Source organism: Stenotrophomonas sp. 05L414_2 (assembly GCF_056397905.1).
The window spans coordinates 1-17,971 of sequence record NZ_JBFTOJ010000128.1 but is presented as its reverse complement, the minus strand read 5'-3'; the positions used below and the strand labels follow the sequence as shown (position 1 = coordinate 17,971).

Sequence of the window (17,971 nt, the reverse complement as noted above, 5' to 3'; positions counted from 1 at the left end):
CTCCTGCGCCTTCCACAGGTGCTGGCCCGCCAGCACCACCTCGCCTGCCGGCGGCGTCGATTCCAGGTAGACGCCACGGCCGTCAACCGGGGTCACCTGGCCGGCGTTGTACTTGTCCAGCAGGCCGTACTTCTGGCTGACCACGTAGTCTTCCTGGCCGTGGCCGGGGGCGGTATGCACCGCACCGGTACCGTCCTCGTCGGACACGTGTTCGCCGTTGAGCACGAGGATCTCGCGCTCCGGGTAGAACGGATGGATCAGCAGCTGGTTTTCCAGCGCCGAACCTTCGGCCTCACCGTGCAGCACCACCGCGTCCACGCCGTAGCGCTGCAGCGAGCGCTCGGCCAGTGCAGCGGCCAGCACCAGCCAACGGCGCTTGCCGTTGTGCGCCGGGCCTTCGGCCAGCACGTAGCGGATGTCCGCGCCCAGCGATACCGCCAGCGAGGCCGGCAGCGTCCACGGGGTGGTGGTCCAGATCGGCACGGCCACTTCCACGTCGGCCGGCACGCTTACGCCGAACGCCTGCGCCACGGCCTGCGCATCGCGCGCGGTGTAGGCCACGTCGATCGCCGGCGAGGTCTTTTCCTGGTATTCGATCTCGGCCTCGGCCAACGCCGAACCGCAATCGAAGCACCAGTACACCGGCTTGGCGCCGCGCAGCAGGTGGCCGTTGGCGATGACCTTGGACAGCGCGCGGATCTCGTTGGCCTCGAAATCGAAGCTCAGGGTCTTGTACGGGTTGTCCCAGTCGCCGGTGACGCCCAGGCGCTTGAAGTCGGCGCGCTGGATGTCGATCTGCTCCTCGGCGAACTCGCGGCACTTCTGCCGGAACGCGACCGCATCGAGCTTCACCCCGACCTTGCCCCACTTCTTTTCCACCGCGATTTCGATCGGCAGGCCATGGCAGTCCCAGCCCGGCACATAGGGCGCATCGAAGCCGGCCAGGTAGCGCGACTTGACGATGATGTCCTTGAGGATCTTGTTGACCGCATGGCCCAGGTGGATGCGCGCATTGGCGTACGGCGGGCCGTCATGCAGCACGAACAGCGGGCGGCCGGCGGCGTTGTCGCGCAGCTGCTGGTAGAGCCCCTGCTCTTCCCAGCGCGCCAGAATGCCCGGCTCGCGCTTGGGCAGGTCGCCGCGCATCGGGAATTCGGTGGCCGGCAGGTTGAGGGTGGTCTTGTAGTCCTGGCTCACGCAGTGGCTCGCAATCTATGTTCGGAAAGGATGGCACGCGCCTGTTCGGCGTCGCGGTGCATCTGGTCGGTCAGCGCCGCCAGATCGTTGAATTTCTCTTCGTCACGCAGTTTGGCAACGAATTCGACTTCGATGTGACGCCCGTACAGGTCGCCCTGGAAATCAAACAGGTGCGCCTCCAGCAGCGGCTCCACGCCGTCCACGGTCGGCCGGGTACCGAAACTGGACACCGACGGCCACGGCTGGTCGAACACCCCGTGCACCCAGGTCGCGTAGATGCCCGACAGTGCCGGGGTCTTCGGGAAACGCAGGTTGGCGGTGGGGAAGCCCAGCGTACGGCCGAGCTGGCGCCCGCGCACGACCCGCCCGCTGATCGAGTACGGGCGACCGAGCAGGTCGCCGACGCGGGCGAAGTCGCCTTCCTGCAGCAGCTGGCGGATACGGGTGCTGGAGATGCGGTCACCATGCAGGTCGACCGCTTCAATCTCGCCGGCGCTGAAACCGAGCTCGGCGCCCAGCGCCTGCAGCAGGGCCAGATCGCCACGGCGACGGTTGCCGAAACAGAACTCCGGCCCGATCCACACCTCGCGGGCGTTCAGGCGCTGCGCCAGCAGCTGGCGCACGAAGGTTTCGGCGGGCATCGCCGCCATCGCCGCGTCGAAGCGCAGCAGGCCGATCGCATCAACGCCCAGTTCGTGCAGGATCTCGACCTTGCTGCGTGCCAGGGTCAACCGCGGCGGCGGCGTACCCTGGGCGAAGAACTCACGCGGCAAGGGCTCGAAGGCCACCGCCACCGCAGCCACACCCAAGGCGCGCGCACGCGCGACCGCGTGCCGCACCAGCGCACGATGGCCCAGGTGGAGGCCGTCGAATGCACCGATGCAGACCACGCTTCCGTTGGGGAACAGCTCCCCGCCCTCGACGCTTCTGAACAGCCTGCTCATCAACTCTCGTTCCGGCCGGCCGAAGCCCGCCCCTTCAATGGTGTAACCCTGAAGTATAGCCGCCGGGAGCCACGATCAATGCCCACGCAGGTCGCGCGGACGGAAGCCCATCGCCACCATCGCAAGCAGATAGGTCAGCCCGCCACCGCCGACCAGCAGGCCGAGCGCGCCGATCCGTTCCCACACGCCCATCGACGAGAAGCCCGGCAGCCAGTACAGCAGGGCCAGCAGCACGCCGACCATCGCCGTGCACGCCAGCAGCAGGCGCAGCAGGTAGCCACCCCAGCCCGGACGCCGCTGGTAGACATCGGTCTTGCCCAGCCAGTACCAGAGCAGCCCCAGGTTCAGGTAACTGGACAGCGCGCTGGCGATGCCCAGCGCCAGGTGCAGGCCGGGCTGCTTGCCCAGCGCCGCCATCACCCCCTGCGCCTTCAGCTCGTCGGGCACCATCACCTGRTACAGCACCGCCAGCAGGGCGAAGTTGAACACCATGTTGGCCACCAGCGCGGCGACGCCGGCGCGCACCGGCGTCCTGGTGTCCTGGCGCGCGTAGAACGCCGGCAGCACCACCTTCAGCAGCGCGAACGCCGGCAGGCCGAAGCTCAGGCCGTACACCGACAGCGCCGTCATGCGGGTGTCGAAGGCGGTGAACTGGCCGTGCTGGAAGATCGTGGAGATCAGCGGTTCGGCCAGCAGCAGCAGGCCCAGCATGGCCGGCACCGAGATCAGCAGGGTCATGCGCAGGCCCCAGTCCAGCGAGCGCGAGAAGCCTTCGCGGTCGGTGCTGACGTGGTGCCGGGCCAGCGCCGGCAGGATCACCGTGCCCAGGGCCACGCCGAACACGCCCAGCGGCAGTTCCAGGAAGCGATCGGCCAGCGACAGCCAGGACTGCGAGCCATCGGTCAGCTTGGCGGCGATGACGGTGTCCAGCAGCAGGTTGATCTGCGCCACCGACGAGCCGAACAGGGTCGGCACCATCAGCGTCATCACCTTGCGCACGCCCGGATGGTTCCAGCCCCAGCGCGGCAGGGTCAGCAGGTCGATGCCCTTCAACGAAGGCAGCTGGAACAGCAGCTGCAGCAGGCCGGCGGCCAGCACCGCCCAGCCGAGGGCGAGGATCTGCTTTTCCGGTGTGCCACCCAACCGCGGCGCCAGCCACAGCGCGCCGGCGATCATGCACAGGTTGAGGATGACCGGCGTCAGCGCCGGCATCGCGAAGCGCTGGAAACTGTTCAGCGCACCGCCGGCCAGGGCGGTCAGCGAGACGAACAGCAGGAACGGGAAGGTCAGGCGGAACAGGTCTATCAGCAGGCCCTGCTTGGCCGGGTCGGTGTCCACCCCACTGGAGAAGACCGACGCCAGCTGCGGCGCGAAGATCAGCGCCAGCGCGGTGACCAGCATCAGCACGCCGCCCAGGGTGCCGGCGGTGCGGGCCATCAGTTCACGCAGCTCGGCGTGGCTGCGGGTTTCCTTCACCTCGGTGAACACCGGCACGAATGCGGTGGCAAAGGAACCCTCGGCGAACAGCCGGCGCAGGAAATTGGGTATCCTGAAGGCGACCCAGAAAGCATCGGTGATGGCGTTGGTGCCGAAGGTCGAGGTCACTACCTGGTCCCGGACCAGGCCGAGAACCCGCGAGACCATGGTCATGCTGCTGAACGACAGCAGGCCCCGCAACATCTTGGGTGAACTCACTCAACGTCCCTCTTGACAATCGACTTGACGTACATTTCTTACGCCATCATACTAGCTAGCTTGCTGTTCCCATAACACCGATTTTTCAGGAAACCACCACCGTGGCCAATATCAAGTCCGCCAAGAAGCGCGCCAAGCAGACCGTCGTGCGCAACGCGCGCAACGTGGCTCAGCGCTCGATGCTGCGCACCGCTGTCAAGAAAGTGATCAAGGCGCTGGACGCCAACGATGCCGCCGGCGCTCAAGCCGCCTTCGCCGTTGCCCAGCCGATCCTGGATCGTTTCAGCGCGCGTGGCCTGATCCACAAGAACAAGGCTGCTCGCCACAAGAGCCGCCTGAACGACCGCATCAAGGCCCTCCAGGCCGCCTGATCCGGTTGGTTGCTGGAGCCCCGGCTCCGGCAGCACGCAAAAGCCCGGCCTCGGCCGGGTTTTTTGTTGCCTGCAATCTGGTAGTGCCGGCCGCCGGCCGGCAACCTCGGTGGATTGCCGGCCAGCGGCCGGCACTACCCACGTACAAAAAAACCCGGCCGAAGCCGGGTTTTTCGCGGGAACCACAACGGCATTACTGCGCGTTGCGTGCCGCCTCGAGCTCGTCTTCCTTCTGGCGATCGAAGAACGCCATGATCCGGCTCATGATCGGGAAGGTGCCTTCGCGACCCAGTGCGGACACCAGGAACCACGGCTCCTTCCAGCCCAGCTCGGCGACGATCTTCTCGGCAGCGGCCTTGGCCTCGTCCTCGAACATCAGGTCGGCCTTGTTCAGCACCAGCCAGCGCGGCTTGGCCAGCAGCTCCGGATCGTGCTTTTCCAGTTCGCGCTCGATGGCACGCACCTGCTCGACCGGCGACACACCTTCCACACCACCTTCCATCGGCGAAATGTCGACGAGATGCAGCAGCAGGCGGGTGCGCTGCAGGTGGCGCAGGAACTGCGCGCCCAGGCCGGCACCGTCGGCAGCACCTTCGATCAGGCCCGGAATATCGGCGATCACGAAGCTGCGGTAGTTTTCCACCTTCACCACACCCAGGTTCGGGTACAGCGTGGTGAACGGGTAATCGGCCACCTTCGGCGTCGCCGCCGAGACGGCGCGGATCAGGGTGCTCTTGCCGGCATTGGGGAAGCCCAGCAGGCCGACGTCGGCCAGCAGCTTCAGCTCCAACTTCAGCGTGCGCTCCTCACCCGGCTCACCCGGCAGCGCCTGGCGCGGCGAGCGGTTGGTGGAGCTCTTGAAATGCATGTTGCCGAGGCCGCCGCGGCCGCCCTTGGCCACCAGCAGGCGGTCGCCATGCTGGGTCAGGTCGCCGATGATTTCATCGGTGGCCACGTTGATGATCACGGTGCCGACCGGCACGGTGATGACCAGGTCTTCGCCACCCTTGCCATAGGCCTGGCGGCCCATGCCGTTCTCGCCGCGCTGCGCCTTGAAGATGCGGTCATGGCGGAAGTCGACCAGGGTGTTCAGGTTTTCGTCGGCGCGGATCCACACGCTGCCGCCCGCACCGCCGTCGCCGCCGTCCGGGCCGCCGAGCGGAATGAACTTCTCGCGACGGAAGCCAATGCAGCCGTTGCCGCCGTTGCCGGCGAACACTTCGATTTCTGCTTCGTCTACCAGTTTCATTGTTTCGATGCCTGCGATGGGCGCGGCATGCACGCCGCCACCTTGATGTAGTGCCGGCCGCTGGCCGACAACCGGGCGATGCCCGTTTTACCATTGATTCCAACGAAAAGCCCCGCCGAAGCGGGGCTCTTCATGCAGCGAGCTCTTCATCCAGCACGGCCATGCCGAGGCATGGGCGCCGGACGCAGCCTTATCAGGCTTCGACCGAGACGACGCTGACGGTGCGACGCTTCTTCGGGCCCTTCACGGTGAACTCCACCTTGCCGTCCGTCAGGGCGAACAGGGTGTGGTCACGGCCGAGGCCGACGCCGGCACCCGGGTGGAACTGGGTGCCGCGCTGACGCACGATGATGTTGCCTGCTTCGATGGCCTGGCCGCCGAAGATCTTGACGCCGAGGTACTTCGGGTTGGAGTCGCGACCGTTGCGCGAAGAGCCTACGCCTTTTTTATGTGCCATGACCTATCTCCTTACTTGCTGCCACCGGCAATGCCGGTGATCTCGATTTCGGTGTAGTACTGACGGTGACCCTGGCGCTTCATGTGGTGCTTACGGCGACGGAACTTGATGATCCGGACCTTGTCAGCACGACCCTGGGACAGGACGGTGGCGGTGACCGCAGCGCCGCTCAGGGCGTCGCCGATCTTGATGCCATCGCTGTCGCCGAGCAGCAGGATGTTGTCGAACTTGATCTCGCTGCCGACTTCGACTTCGAGCTTTTCAATGCGGAGCTTTTCGCCCTGCGCCACGCGGTATTGCTTACCGCCGGTGACCAGTACTGCGTACATGACCAGACTTCCTCTGTAGTTATTGTGGTCTATGGACTGCCGCCGTCGAGGGCGGACAGGAGCGGGATTGTACGCAGAGGGGCCCGGACGGGTCAAGTCAACCCCCTGAACGGCCCGGGGGCCCCCAGGCAGGGGTCGGATCCCTTTTCACACGGCGAAAAGGGATCTGACCCCTGCCTGACAGGCGGTCTCACCGGGTGAGACACCGGGCTGGCATTGTCGCCCATTGCCCCCATCTGGTCACCTCGGTAGGCTGACCGATTGCCGCCCTATCGCTGGCCCGGCGGCCCAGCCACGCCCCCACAACCGGATTCCCCATGGCGATGGATTTCATCCGCATCCGCGGCGCGCGGACGCACAACCTCAAGAACATCGACCTCGACCTGCCCCGCGACAAACTGATCGTGATCACCGGCCTGTCCGGCTCGGGCAAGTCGTCGCTGGCGTTCGACACCATCTATGCCGAGGGTCAGCGGCGTTACGTCGAGTCCCTGTCGGCGTACGCGCGGCAGTTCCTGAGCGTGATGGAAAAGCCGGACCTGGACCATATCGAAGGCCTGTCGCCGGCGATCTCGATCGAGCAGAAGTCGACCTCGCACAACCCGCGCTCGACGGTCGGCACCATCACCGAGATCTACGACTACCTGCGCCTGTTGTATGCACGCGTCGGCACGCCGCGTTGCCCCGACCACGGCTATCCGCTGGAAGCGCAGACGGTCAGCCAGATGGTCGACCATATGCTGACGCTGGACCCGGAACAGCGCTACATGCTGCTGGCGCCGGTGATCCGCGACCGCAAGGGCGAGCACGCGCAGGTGTTCGACCAGCTGCGCGCACAGGGCTTCGTGCGTGTACGCGTGGATGGCGAACTGTACGAAATCGACGCGGTGCCGCCGCTGGCGCTGCGCCAGAAGCACACCATCGAAGCGGTGATCGATCGCTTCCGCCCGCGCGAAGACATCAAGCAGCGCCTGGCCGAGAGCTTCGAAACCGCCCTGAAGCTGGGTGATGGCATGGCGTCGGTGCAGTCGCTGGACGATGCCGCTGCAACCCCTACCCTGTTCTCGTCCAAGTATTCCTGCCCGGTCTGCGACTACTCGCTGCCGGAACTGGAGCCGCGCCTGTTTTCGTTCAACGCACCGATGGGCGCCTGCCCCGGCTGCGACGGGCTGGGTATGGCCGAGTTCTTCGACCCCTCGCGCGTGGTGGTGCATCCGGAGCTGTCGCTGGCGGCCGGTGCCGTGCGTGGTTGGGATCGCCGCAATGCCTATTACTTCCAGCTGATCGCCTCGCTGGCCAAGCACTACAAGTTCGACACCGACGCGGCGTGGAACTCGCTGCCGGCAAAGGTGCAGCAGGCCGTGCTGTACGGCAGCGGCGAGGATGCGATCACCTTCACCTACTTCACCGAGGCCGGTGGCCGCACCCAGCGCAAGCACCGCTTCGAAGGCATCATTCCCAACCTCGAACGCCGCTACAAGGAAACCGAATCGGCGGCGGTGCAGGAAGAGCTGGGCAAGTACATCAGCGAACATGCCTGCCCCGAGTGCAACGGCGCGCGCCTGAACAAGGCCGCACGCAACGTGTTCGTGGCCGACCGCCCGCTGCCGGAACTGGTGGTGCTGCCGATCGATGAAGCCCTGAAGTTCTTCAGTGAACTGAGCCTGCCGGGCTGGCGTGGCGAGATCGCCGCGAAGATCGTCAAGGAGATCGGCGAACGCCTCGGCTTCCTGGTCGACGTCGGCCTGGATTACCTGACCCTGGAGCGCAAGGCCGACACCCTGTCCGGYGGCGAGGCMCAGCGCATCCGCCTGGCCASCCAGATCGGTKCYGGYCTGGTSGGCGTGMTGTACGTSCTCGAYGAGCCSTCSATCGGCCTGCACCAGCGCGACAACGAGCGCCTGCTGGGCACCCTCACCCGCCTGCGCGACCTTGGCAACACGGTGATCGTGGTCGAGCACGACGAAGATGCGATCCGCCTGGCCGACTACGTGCTGGACATCGGTCCGGGTGCGGGCGTGCACGGCGGTGAGATCGTCGGCCAGGGCAGCCTGCAGGACCTCCTGGATGCGCCGCGTTCGCTGACCGGCCAGTACCTGTCGGGCAAGCGCGCGATCAAGATCCCGGCGCGCCGGCACAAGCCGAACCCGAAGATGACGCTGCATCTGCGTGGCGCCACCGGCAACAACCTGAAAGGCGTGGACCTGGCCATCCCGGCAGGGCTGCTGACCTGCGTGACCGGKGTGTCCGGCTCGGGCAAGTCAACSCTGATCAACGACACCCTGTTCTCGCTGGCTGCCAACGAGATCAACGGCGCCTCGCACCCGATCGCGCCGTACAAGGAGATCGATGGCCTGGACCTGTTCGACAAGGTGGTGGACATCGACCAGTCGCCGATCGGCCGCACCCCGCGCTCGAACCCGGCCACCTAYACCGGCTTGTTCACTCCGCTGCGCGAGCTGTTCGCACAGGTGCCCGAATCGCGTGCGCGCGGCTATTCGCCGGGACGCTTCAGTTTCAACGTGCGTGGCGGCCGCTGCGAGGCCTGCCAGGGCGATGGCCTGATCAAGGTCGAGATGCACTTCCTGCCCGACGTGTACGTGCCCTGCGACGTCTGCCAYGGCAAGCGCTACAACCGCGARACGCTGGAGATCCTGTACAAGGGCTTCAACATCAACGACGTGCTGGAAATGACCGTCGAAGATGCACTGAAGCTGTTCGAACCGGTCCCGTCCATCGCCCGCAAACTGGAGACCCTGGTTGATGTCGGCCTGAGCTACATCAAGCTGGGGCAGAGCGCGACCACGCTGTCCGGTGGTGAAGCGCAGCGCGTGAAGCTGTCCAAGGAACTGTCGCGCCGCGATACCGGCCGCACCCTGTACATCCTCGACGAGCCGACCACCGGCCTGCACTTCCACGACATCGAGGCGCTGCTCGGCGTGCTGCACAAGCTGCGCGACGAGGGCAACACGGTGGTGGTGATCGAGCACAACCTGGACGTCATCAAGACCGCGGACTGGATCGTCGACCTGGGTCCGGAAGGCGGTCATCGCGGCGGCACCATCCTGGTGACCGGCACGCCGGAAGACGTGGCCGCATGCCCGGATTCGTATACCGGGCAGTTCCTCGCCCGGATGCTGCCGTCCACCAGCGCGCGACCGGACCAGCCCGCCGCCGTGGCCAACAAGCCCGATGCGCGCCCGCCGCGCAAGGTGAAGCCCGAGAAGCCGGCGAAGAAGGCAGCCGCCGCCAAGAGCACCGGCAAGGCCAGCAAGACCGCCACGGCCGGCACCAAGAAGAAGAAGGACGCCTGATGAGCAGCGAACACAAGATCCTGGCCCGCATTCCGATCAGCGTGCGCTGGCGTGACATGGACAGCATGGGCCACGTCAACAACGCCAAGTACATCTCCTACCTGGAAGAGGCGCGCGTGCGCTGGATGCTGGGCGTGGAAGGCGTGTCGATGACCGACCGCATCGCACCGGTGGTGGCCGCCACCAACGTCAACTACCGGTTGCCGATCGTGTGGCCCAACGACATCCTGGTTGAGCTGTTCGTCGAGCGCCTGGGCAACAGCAGCGTGACCATCGGTCATCGCATCGTCGACCAGCAGGACGAGTCGAAGCTGTATTCGGACGGCAACGTGGTGGTGGTCTGGATGGACACGCAGACCGGCAAGAGCGCGCCGCTGCCGGACGCGATCCGCAGCGCATCCACCTGAAGGTAGTGCCGGCCGCTGGCCGGCACTCTCCCCGCCGGGCATGGCCCGGCGCGACCGTTCCAATCAAAGGACTGACATGATCCACCAGACTGAACTGCGCGACCTGCTGCCCGGCATGGTCCCCTTCCCCGCCGACGTATTCCCCGATGACCAGGCTTGGCTTGGCCAGCACCTGTTGCCGCTGCTGAAAATCGACCTCGGCGTGCTGCGCCCGGAACTGGCCGGCAGCGTGGCCACGATGCTGTGCCCGATCGAGCCCTACGACGGCTGTATTGGTGAAACCACCGAAGAGCACCACAACGCGTTAACCGGCACCAACTGGATCGCCTTTGCACTGACCGCCGACAACCGCATGCGTTTCCTCGGTGAGGAGGGCTACTTCATCGGCGACCAGGTGCAGGACAAGCACGCGCTGAAGCACATCGCTGAGATGCGTGAGAGCTACAGCAAGGCACGTGCGTACTTCCAGCAGCATGGACGCCTGGCCAGCTATTCGCGCTATGGCGACGGCGAGCCCGGCGAGCAGGCGTACCTCGATGTGCTGGGCGGGCAGATCTCGACCGGCAACTGGATCGAAACCGCGGAGATTCCGGCCGCCTTCGCGCTGGCGTTCACCGAGGCTGCCGACGACCGGCATGCGCCGGACGATGCCGAGCGCGCGATCATCACCCGCGATGGCCACAAGTTCTTCGCCGTGGCCGAAGTGGCCGGCTACAACTGGTGTGCAACCGGTGCCGATGCGATCGTGATGCTGTACGAGCCGGAAAGCCGCACGGTGCTGTTCTCGTACGACTGGTCGTAAGCCCCACCGCGCTGTGCGCTCGCCGGGCATGGCCCGGCGCTACCGATTAAGCCCCACCGCGCTGCGCGCTCGCCGGGCCATGCCCGGCGGAACGAGCGCCGCGTTACGGCGCGGCCTTGCGCACTATCAGGGCCGTGCTGACTTCGGTGCCCCCCTCCAGTTGCACCTGCAGCCACACGGGCTGCCCCTCCTCCAATACGCGCCTGCCGTCCATCAACATCAGGTGCAGGCCGCCGGGCTTGAGCACGGCACGTTCGCCCGGCGCCAATGGCAGGCGCTCGACAGCACGCATGCGGCTGACCCCGTCGACGATCCGGGTCTCGTGCAACGACACATCACCGAAACTCGCACTGCGCGCACCGATGATGGTCACCGCGGTGGAGCAGCCGTTGCGGATCACGCCATAGCCGGCAGTCATGGGCGTCGCCGTCGGGCTGGGCGGCAGACGTACCCAGCCCTGCGAGACGGTGACGCACTCCGGCACCGCGGCCGCCGCCGATGCTGCGCCCGCACACATCATCAACAGTACGCCAACGAATGGTTTGGTTATCATCGCCCAGGTTCCTTCTTCGCAACGAGACCCGCAGCATGACGACGCTCATCGAGGTGATCAACCATGGCCCCATCCGCGAACTGCGGCTGGCGCGGCCGCCGGTCAATGCACTGGACACCGAGCTGTGCCGGCAGTTGATCCATGCCATCGAACTGGCGATGGCCGAGGACGCGCACGGCATCGTGCTGTCCGGCAGCGAGCGCATCTTCACCGGCGGCATGGACGTGCCGCACCTGCTCTCGCATGGTGATGACAAGCACAAGCTGCTGGACACCTGGAACGCGTTCTTCGGCGCGGTACGCACGCTGGCCGAGAGCCGCATCCCGGTGGTTGCGGCGATCACCGGCCATGCACCGGCGGGCGGCTGCGTGCTGGCCCTGTGCTGCGACTACCGGGTGATGGCACGCAGTGCCGATCCGGCGCGCCCGTATGCCATCGGCCTGAACGAAGTGCAGGTCGGCCTGATCGCACCGGAAGGCATCCAGCGCCTGTTGCGCCGTGCGGTGGGCGCGCACCGCTCCAGCGTGCTGCTGGCCACCGGCGCGCTGGTACCGGCCGAACAGGCGCTGCAGATCGGCCTGGTCGACGAACTGGTGGATGGCGAACTGGTGGCGGCCCGTGCGGTGGCCTGGCTGCAGGACCTGCTGAAGCAGCCGCGGCAGCCGATGCTGCTGACCCGTGCCATTGCCCGCGCCGAGCTGCACGACGCCCTGCATCCGGACCTGATCCAGCTCGACCGCTTCGTCGAGGCCTGGTTCGCCCCGGATGCGCAGAACGCACTGCAGGCACTGGTGGCGCGTCTCGGCAAGTAAGCGATCCTTCCGGGACGCCTGCGGATGCCGGCCAGCGGCCGGCACTACCGAAGATGGGGCATCCGGCCTACACCGGTATAATCGACCCCTCTTTCATCGCTGTGGCCGCCCCCTTGAACGACATGCCCGAACCCGTCGTCTCCGAGCTGATCGATCTGCTCACCCTGGAGCGGCTGGAGGACAACCTGTTCCGCGGCCAGAGCCGCGACATCGGTACCAAGTACGTGTTCGGCGGGCAGGTGCTGGGCCAGGCCCTGGCGGCCGCGCAGGCCACGGTCGACAATGGTCGCCATGTGCACTCGCTGCACGCCTATTTCCTCCGCGCCGGCAACATCGACCATCCGATCGTCTACGACGTCGACCGTACCCGCGACGGTGGCAGCTTCTCGGTGCGCCGGGTGACCGCCATCCAGCATGGCAAGGTGATCTTCTTCTGCGCGGCCTCGTTCCAGCAGGCCGAATCCGGTGCCGAGCACCAGCACAAGATGCCCGAAGTGCCGCAACCGGAAGACATCGAACCGAACCGGCCGTTGCCGGCGGAGGTGCTTGAGCGCTTGCCGATCAAGGTGCAGCGCTGGCTCTCGCGCGGCGGTCCGTTCGAGTTCCGCCATGTGTATCCCCGCGATGAACTGAACCCGCCCAAGCGCCCGCCCTACCACCAGGTCTGGCTGCGCCTGAGCGAGCGCGTGGGCGATGCTCCCGAGCTGCACCAGGCACTGCTGGCCTACGCGTCGGACTTCCACCTGCTGGGCACGGCGACCTTCCCGCACGGCATCAGCTACTACCATCCGCACGTGCAGATGGCCTCGCTGGACCACGCGATCTGGTTCCACCGCCCGTTCCGCGCCGACGATTGGCTGCTGTACTCGCTGGACAGCCCCAGTGCGCAGGATTCGCGCGGCCTGGCCCGTGGCCAGTTCTTCACCCGTGATGGCGTGCTGGTTGCCAGCACCGCCCAGGAAGGCTTGATCCGCGTGGTTCCGGACCAGGCAGCAGCGGCCGCCGTGCCGGCCAAGGATTGACCGATGCGTCAGATTTTCAGCAGCCAGCGCGTGGAAACCGTGGAAGGCGTGGCCGAGCTCCTGCGCAGCCACGACATCCAGGTGAAGGTCACCAACGGACGCTCGTACAAGACCCGTCGCCGGGGTCAGTTCAGCTATACCGACCTGGGCAATGCAGGCGCCTACCCTGCGGTGTGGGTCGTGCGCGCCGACGACCAGCCGCGTGCGCGCGAAATCCTGCGCGACGCCCGCCTGCTCGACACCACCCGTCGTGACCACCCGACCGCCGAATTCGCCTTCCGCGATGATGTGCAGGAAAGTGCCGGTGGTCGTGGCTGGGCCTGGCGCATCCGCATTGCCCTGCTGGTGGTGATCGCCGGGGTGGCGCTGGTGATCGGCCTGCGCCATCGCGGTGCCCCTGCCCCAACCGCGCCGGTGCCCACCCCGCAGGCACAGCCGCAGCAAGCACAGCCGACCGCGCCGGCACCGCCGGCAGAAGAGGAAGTGCGGGTCCGCATCCAGCCGTCCACGTAACGCGCAGGTAGTGCCGGGCCATGCCCGGCGAGCGCAGCGGCCTGACAGAAACGCCGCCGGGCATGGCCCGGCGCTACCGGGACGCGAACCGGTCACATTCGGCGCGCGGCTCCGTCATGGGACACAATCCCTGCAGGAGCCCGCCGCCATGACGATCTTCGCCGCAAGCATCGACGAAACCCTGGAACGCGAACTGCCGGCCGCCAGCAGCGGATGCCAGCATGCCTATGGCCGCATCGTGCTGGCCTGCCAGAACACGGTCACCGCCATCGCCCTGGCCATCACCGGCGACCGCCAGGCCAGCGAGGACATCGCCCAGGAAGCGTTCGTGAAGGGCTGGCAGCAGCTGCACCAGCTGCGCAGCGCGAGCAGCTTCCTGCCTTGGCTGCGGCAGATCACCCGCAACCTCGCCCGCGACTGGCTGCGCRCACAACGTGGCCGACCGCTGAGCGGCGAGGCTGCCGAAGTGGCGCTGACCATGGCTGCGGATCCGACCCCGGGCGTGGCCGATCGCCTGCAGCGGCTGGAAGAGGAAATCGCTGCCGAAGACATCATCTCTGCCCTGCCCGCCGACAGCCGCGAAGTCCTGCTGTTGTATTACCGCGAGGGCCAGCATTCGCAGCAGGTGGCCGACCTGCTCGGGCTGAGCGACGCGGCGGTACGCAAGCGCCTGTCACGTGCCCGTGCGCAGGTGCGCGAGGGCCTGCTGCAGCGCTTCGGCGAATTCGCACGCAGCAGCGCGCCCAGTGCTGCGTTCGCAACGGCGGTGGTGTCGATGGTGATGATCGCCGCGCCCGGCACCGCCAGCGCGGCGATCCTGCTGGGAACCGGCGTCGGCGTGGGGGGCAGCAAGCTCGGCCTCGGTGGCGCCAGCGCTGCCGGCGGCACCGCGCTCGGCTCGTTGACCGCCACGCTGGGCCAGCTGCAGATGCTGCCTGCGTCAAGCTGGGCCGCGATCATCGGTGGCGTCGTCGGTGGCGCACTCGGCAGCTATCTCGGAGGGCGTTTCCTGCTGTCCTACGCAGAGACCGGTGCCGAGCAGGTCCAGGTCCGCCGCTTCGTCAACCTCAGCACCGGCACCAGCCTGGGCTGGTGCCTGGCCATCCTGTTCACCGTGCTGCTGCAGGCGCCGATGTGGGCGCAGCTGCTGGTGCTGGCACTGGGCCTGGTGGTGGTCAACTACCAGTGCCTGGTGACGCTGCGGCGAATCATGGCGCCGCTGCTTGCGCGTGATGCAGCCCGGCGTGGGCGTAACGGGATCAACTGGAAGTACGAATCCATGTACGGCCTGACCGGCATGATGGCGGTGAACCTGATCGTCATCGGTGCCCTGGCCTACACGATGACGCTCAGCGGCCGCCTGTAACGGACAACGCCGGCAGTGCGCCGGCGTTGTCGTCGATCACTGCATTGAAAATCAGCGCTGCGGCTTCGGCGCGGCGGCGTCACGGGGGCCGCCGTGGCGCGGGCCACCGTGCATCGGGCCCTTGGCGGCGTCGAACTCGGCCTTGCTCAGCTGGCCATCCTTGTTGGTATCGGCCGCGGCGAACCAGGCGTCAYGATGCTGCTTCATGCGCAGCTCGCGGTCGGCCTTGTCCAGGTAGCCATCCTTGTTGAGGTCGAGCTGGTCGAAACGCTCGGCCAGGCGCGGATCGGCCTTGGCTTCGTCACGGCTGATGCGGCCATCCTTGTTCGTGTCCAGCTTGGCCCAGCGCTCGCCGCCGCGACCACCGTGGCGGCCATGCTTCCAGCGCGGCAGCTCATCACGCGAGAGCTTGCCGTCCTTGTTCTTGTCCAGCTCGTCGAACTTTGCGGCCAGGCGCGGGTTGGCCGCCGCTTCGCTGCGGTCGATGACGCCGTCGCCATTGGTATCCAGCTTGGCCGAACGCTGCGCCGGTGCAGCCGGGGTGTCGGCAGCCAAGGCAATGCCGGTCGCGGAGGTGCCGAGCAGCAGGGCCAGCAGCAGGGGGGTACGGATCATGGGGTCACTCCTGGAAATGGGATTGGCATCGGGGTGAACACCTCACCCTCGGAGGACAACAACGCCTGACCACGACCTCGGTTGACGCAGCCGCCCATTCCATTCATCCGGCGGACAGTCGCCGCCATTGCGACAGGCTGGAGCTATGCTGTGCCCATGGCGAGACACGGCGACAGAGACGACGAACTGCGACTGTTCCAGACCGGCGAGCACCCCTGCGGGTACTGGCCGGACCGGGTTGCACGCGACCTGGTGCTGGACCCGCAGGACCGTCGCCTCGGCGGGCTGTACCCGCTGGCCCTGAGCTGGGGCTTCCGACGCAGCGGCGACCTGGTCTATCGCCCGCATTGTGCGAACTGCCACGCCTGCGTCGCCGTGCGCATTCCGGTGGCCCGCTTCGCCCCGGATCGCAGCCAGCGCCGCTGCGCCGCCCGCAATGCCGATCTGGAAGTGCGCATCACCGCGGCCATGCCACGCGAGGATCTGTTCGAGCTGTACCACCGCTACCTGGTGCATCGTCATGCCAAGGGCGGCATGGACGACCACGGCCCGCACGAGTTCGAACAGTTCCTGATCGGCAGCTGGTCGCACACGCGCTTCATGGAAATGCGCCTGCCCGGCCACGACGGGCAGCCCAGCCAGCTGCTGGGCGTGGCGGTAACCGATGTGACCGAGCACGGGCTGTCGGCGGTCTATACCTTCTTCGACCCCGCCCATGCCGCGCGCGGGCTGGGCACGTTCGCGATCCTGCAGCAGCTGGAGTGGGCCCGCCGCGAGGGCCTGCCCCACCTGTACCTGGGCTACTGGATACGCGAGCACCAGAAGATGGACTACAAGCGGCGCTATCGCCCGCTGGAGGCCTACGATGGCCGCCGCTGGCATGATTTCGATGACGAACTGGACGGACGCTGACAAACCACTGACACCGGGCCAGGTGCACAATATGGCCCATGAACGCCAAACCCCTGATTCTCGGCCTGGCCCTGCTCTGTGGCACCGCCGCTCCCGCCTTCGCCACGTCCCCCGCGATGACCGAAAAACCGTCTGCAGCGCTGCGCCTGGCCACCTACAACACCTCGCTGTATTCGGACGAAGCCGGCGGCCTGATCGCCGAGCTGGAAGGCGACAGCGAACATGCGCGCAAGATCGCCGCGGTACTGCAGCAGGCGCGCCCTGACCTGGTGCTGCTGAACGAGTTCGACTTCGATGACGCCCATCGTGCCGCCGACCTGTTCCAGAAGCGCTACCTGGAAGTGGCCCAGCCCGGTGGCGGCAAGCCGCTGCACTTCGCCTACCGCTACCTGGCGCCGGTGAACACCGGCGTGCCCAGTGGCCTGGACCTGGACAACAACGGCGTGGTCGGCGGCGAAGGCCGCGGTCGCGGCAACGACGCCTGGGGCTACGGCCTGCACCCGGGCCAGTACGGCATGCTGGTGCTGTCGCGCTACCCGATCGACGAAGCCAAGGTGCGCAGCTTCCAGCTGCTGAAGTGGAGTGCGATGCCCGGCGCGATCCGCCCGGTCGATCCGCGCACCGGCAAGAGCTTCTACAACGACACCGTCTGGTCGCAGCTGCGGCTGTCGTCGAAGTCGCATTGGGATGTACCGGTGAAGACCCCGGCCGGCGTGGTCCACGCGCTGGTCTCGCACCCGACGCCGCCGGTGTTCGATGGCCCGGAAAAGCGCAACGCCGCGCGCAACCATGACGAACTGCGCCTGTGGCAGGAATACCTGTCCAAGGGTGACAAGCCGTGGCTGTGCGACGACAAGGGCCAGTGCGGCGGCCTGGCCCAGGATGCGCGTTTTGTCATCCTTGGCGACCTCAACAATGATCCGGTCGATGGCGATGGCCGCCACGAGGCGATCGTCGAACTGATCGAGAACGCCCGCGTGCTGCGCTACCCCACCCCACGCAGCATCGGCGCCGAGCAGACCAGCCTGGCCTATGCGGCCAAGGGCATCACCCGCAAGGGTGCACCGTTCCATGCCACCGGCGATTTCGGCCCGAAGTCCGGCACCATGCGCCTGGACTACGTGCTGCCCTCGACCGGTTTCGAGTACCTCGGCAGCGGCGTGTTCTGGCCGGCCAATGAGAGTGCCGAAGCGAAGATCGCCGATGGCAGCGACCACCACCTGGTATGGGTGGATGTGAAATAAACCGATAGCGCCGGGCCATGCCCGGCGGCTTTTCCGGCCGCGTCGCGCGCCCTAGGGGACGCCGCCGGGCATGGCCCGGCGTTGTCCGGCAACTACGACATCAAGGTGCTGGCGGCGCGCATTCGCGTGGCGAACGCGCAGATTGCCGAGGCCAAGGCGGGCGCACTGC

At 66.9% G+C, this 17,971-nt stretch carries 19 protein-coding genes; 10 read left to right on the top strand and 9 right to left on the bottom strand.

Annotated features, from left to right (window positions below; translation table 11 throughout):
- The 3 genes from AC1DJN_RS16205 to murJ form a co-directional block, all read right to left on the bottom strand.
- The coding region (locus tag AC1DJN_RS16205) for a class I tRNA ligase family protein (protein ID WP_478039485.1) at positions 1–1,197 on the bottom strand (1,197 nt) is incomplete at its 3' end.
- A complete protein-coding gene (locus AC1DJN_RS16200) occupies positions 1,194–2,141 on the bottom strand; it encodes a bifunctional riboflavin kinase/FAD synthetase (RefSeq protein ID WP_025873849.1) in 948 nt (315 codons plus the stop codon). The genes AC1DJN_RS16200 and AC1DJN_RS16205, both read right to left, overlap by 4 nt.
- Before the next feature lie 75 nt (positions 2,142–2,216).
- Positions 2,217–3,821: a murein biosynthesis integral membrane protein MurJ gene (gene murJ, locus AC1DJN_RS16195; protein WP_032951562.1), complete on the bottom strand. Its 1,605-nt coding sequence runs from the start codon at positions 3,819–3,821 to the stop codon at positions 2,217–2,219.
- Positions 3,822–3,937: 116 nt separating this feature from the next.
- Here murJ and rpsT point away from each other — a divergent pair, with 116 nt between their 5' ends.
- Entirely contained in the window at positions 3,938–4,207 is a 270-nt protein-coding gene (gene rpsT, locus AC1DJN_RS16190; RefSeq protein ID WP_025873851.1) for a 30S ribosomal protein S20, read from the top strand.
- Between the two features lie 193 nt (positions 4,208–4,400).
- Here rpsT and obgE read toward each other — a convergent pair whose 3' ends face one another.
- Genes obgE through rplU form a run of 4 tightly spaced genes read right to left on the bottom strand, consistent with a single transcriptional unit; the run spans position 4,401 to position 6,242 of the window.
- The gene (gene obgE, locus AC1DJN_RS16185; protein WP_032975970.1) at positions 4,401–5,456 is read right to left on the bottom strand and encodes a GTPase ObgE; all 1,056 of its coding nucleotides are present in this window, start codon (positions 5,454–5,456) and stop codon (positions 4,401–4,403) included.
- Positions 5,453–5,590 carry a hypothetical protein gene (locus tag AC1DJN_RS16180; protein ID WP_157804331.1) on the bottom strand — a complete coding sequence of 46 codons (138 nt, stop codon included), beginning with the start codon at positions 5,588–5,590 and terminating at the stop codon, positions 5,453–5,455. Before AC1DJN_RS16180 ends, obgE begins: the two co-directional genes overlap by 4 nt.
- 59 nt (positions 5,591–5,649) lie before the next feature.
- Complete coding sequence (rpmA, locus tag AC1DJN_RS16175; protein ID WP_176021379.1) at positions 5,650–5,913, bottom strand: 50S ribosomal protein L27; 264 nt, start codon at positions 5,911–5,913, stop codon at positions 5,650–5,652.
- 11 nt (positions 5,914–5,924) lie between these two features.
- Positions 5,925–6,242, bottom strand: a complete 318-nt coding sequence (gene rplU / locus AC1DJN_RS16170; protein ID WP_004148331.1) for a 50S ribosomal protein L21 — start codon at positions 6,240–6,242, stop codon at positions 5,925–5,927.
- A 317-nt stretch (positions 6,243–6,559) separates the two neighbouring features.
- Between rplU and uvrA the strand changes: the two genes are divergently transcribed.
- The 3 genes from uvrA to AC1DJN_RS16155 all read left to right on the top strand — a co-directional run bounded on the left by uvrA (position 6,560) and on the right by AC1DJN_RS16155 (position 10,765).
- A complete protein-coding gene (gene uvrA, locus AC1DJN_RS16165) occupies positions 6,560–9,556 on the top strand; it encodes an excinuclease ABC subunit UvrA (RefSeq protein WP_478039483.1) in 2,997 nt (998 codons plus the stop codon).
- The gene (locus AC1DJN_RS16160) at positions 9,556–9,963 is read left to right on the top strand and encodes an acyl-CoA thioesterase (protein WP_025873855.1); all 408 of its coding nucleotides are present in this window, start codon (positions 9,556–9,558) and stop codon (positions 9,961–9,963) included. Before uvrA ends, AC1DJN_RS16160 begins: the two co-directional genes overlap by 1 nt.
- A gap of 76 nt (positions 9,964–10,039) precedes the next feature.
- Positions 10,040–10,765, top strand: coding sequence for an enolase (locus tag AC1DJN_RS16155; RefSeq protein WP_080149416.1), 726 nt, complete (start codon positions 10,040–10,042; stop codon positions 10,763–10,765).
- Positions 10,766–10,868: 103 nt separating this feature from the next.
- Here AC1DJN_RS16155 and AC1DJN_RS16150 read toward each other — a convergent pair whose 3' ends face one another.
- The gene (locus AC1DJN_RS16150; protein WP_025873857.1) at positions 10,869–11,318 is read right to left on the bottom strand and encodes a copper chaperone PCu(A)C; all 450 of its coding nucleotides are present in this window, start codon (positions 11,316–11,318) and stop codon (positions 10,869–10,871) included.
- 35 nt (positions 11,319–11,353) lie between these two features.
- Here AC1DJN_RS16150 and AC1DJN_RS16145 point away from each other — a divergent pair, with 35 nt between their 5' ends.
- The 4 genes from AC1DJN_RS16145 to AC1DJN_RS16130 all read left to right on the top strand — a co-directional run bounded on the left by AC1DJN_RS16145 (position 11,354) and on the right by AC1DJN_RS16130 (position 15,031).
- Positions 11,354–12,130, top strand: a complete 777-nt coding sequence (locus tag AC1DJN_RS16145) for an enoyl-CoA hydratase/isomerase family protein (RefSeq protein WP_093817639.1) — start codon at positions 11,354–11,356, stop codon at positions 12,128–12,130.
- Positions 12,131–12,252: 122 nt separating this feature from the next.
- Positions 12,253–13,152: an acyl-CoA thioesterase II gene (gene tesB, locus AC1DJN_RS16140; protein ID WP_032951563.1), complete on the top strand. Its 900-nt coding sequence runs from the start codon at positions 12,253–12,255 to the stop codon at positions 13,150–13,152.
- A gap of 3 nt (positions 13,153–13,155) precedes the next feature.
- Positions 13,156–13,665 (top strand): pathogenicity-like protein, encoded by a 510-nt coding sequence (locus AC1DJN_RS16135; RefSeq protein ID WP_442252392.1) that lies wholly within the window; start codon positions 13,156–13,158, stop codon positions 13,663–13,665.
- A gap of 148 nt (positions 13,666–13,813) precedes the next feature.
- Positions 13,814–15,031, top strand: a complete 1,218-nt coding sequence (locus AC1DJN_RS16130; RefSeq protein ID WP_478039481.1) for an RNA polymerase sigma factor — start codon at positions 13,814–13,816, stop codon at positions 15,029–15,031.
- 51 nt (positions 15,032–15,082) lie between these two features.
- On the opposite strand, the gene AC1DJN_RS16125 is transcribed toward AC1DJN_RS16130, so the two are convergent.
- Entirely contained in the window at positions 15,083–15,646 is a 564-nt protein-coding gene (locus AC1DJN_RS16125) for an EF-hand domain-containing protein (protein ID WP_478039479.1), read from the bottom strand.
- Positions 15,647–15,802: 156 nt separating this feature from the next.
- Between AC1DJN_RS16125 and AC1DJN_RS16120 the strand changes: the two genes are divergently transcribed.
- Positions 15,803–16,558, top strand: a complete 756-nt coding sequence (locus AC1DJN_RS16120) for an arginyltransferase (protein ID WP_032975961.1) — start codon at positions 15,803–15,805, stop codon at positions 16,556–16,558.
- Between the two features lie 38 nt (positions 16,559–16,596).
- Entirely contained in the window at positions 16,597–17,802 is a 1,206-nt protein-coding gene (locus AC1DJN_RS16115; RefSeq protein ID WP_442252390.1) for an endonuclease/exonuclease/phosphatase family protein, read from the top strand.
- The last annotated feature ends 169 nt before the right edge of the window (positions 17,803–17,971 follow it).

Coding starts and splice junctions, on each gene's coding strand:
- AC1DJN_RS16200 (WP_025873849.1), bottom strand. CDS start 2,141: ATGAGCAGGCTGTTCAGAAGCGTCGAGGGCGGGGAGCTGTTCCCCAAC.
- obgE (WP_032975970.1), bottom strand. CDS start 5,456: ATGAAACTGGTAGACGAAGCAGAAATCGAAGTGTTCGCCGGCAACGGC.
- AC1DJN_RS16180 (WP_157804331.1), bottom strand. CDS start 5,590: ATGAAGAGCCCCGCTTCGGCGGGGCTTTTCGTTGGAATCAATGGTAAA.
- rpmA (WP_176021379.1), bottom strand. CDS start 5,913: ATGGCACATAAAAAAGGCGTAGGCTCTTCGCGCAACGGTCGCGACTCC.
- rplU (WP_004148331.1), bottom strand. CDS start 6,242: ATGTACGCAGTACTGGTCACCGGCGGTAAGCAATACCGCGTGGCGCAG.
- AC1DJN_RS16160 (WP_025873855.1), top strand. CDS start 9,556: ATGAGCAGCGAACACAAGATCCTGGCCCGCATTCCGATCAGCGTGCGC.
- AC1DJN_RS16155 (WP_080149416.1), top strand. CDS start 10,040: ATGATCCACCAGACTGAACTGCGCGACCTGCTGCCCGGCATGGTCCCC.
- AC1DJN_RS16150 (WP_025873857.1), bottom strand. CDS start 11,318: ATGATAACCAAACCATTCGTTGGCGTACTGTTGATGATGTGTGCGGGC.
- AC1DJN_RS16145 (WP_093817639.1), top strand. CDS start 11,354: ATGACGACGCTCATCGAGGTGATCAACCATGGCCCCATCCGCGAACTG.
- tesB (WP_032951563.1), top strand. CDS start 12,253: ATGCCCGAACCCGTCGTCTCCGAGCTGATCGATCTGCTCACCCTGGAG.
- AC1DJN_RS16135 (WP_442252392.1), top strand. CDS start 13,156: ATGCGTCAGATTTTCAGCAGCCAGCGCGTGGAAACCGTGGAAGGCGTG.
- AC1DJN_RS16120 (WP_032975961.1), top strand. CDS start 15,803: ATGGCGAGACACGGCGACAGAGACGACGAACTGCGACTGTTCCAGACC.
- AC1DJN_RS16115 (WP_442252390.1), top strand. CDS start 16,597: ATGAACGCCAAACCCCTGATTCTCGGCCTGGCCCTGCTCTGTGGCACC.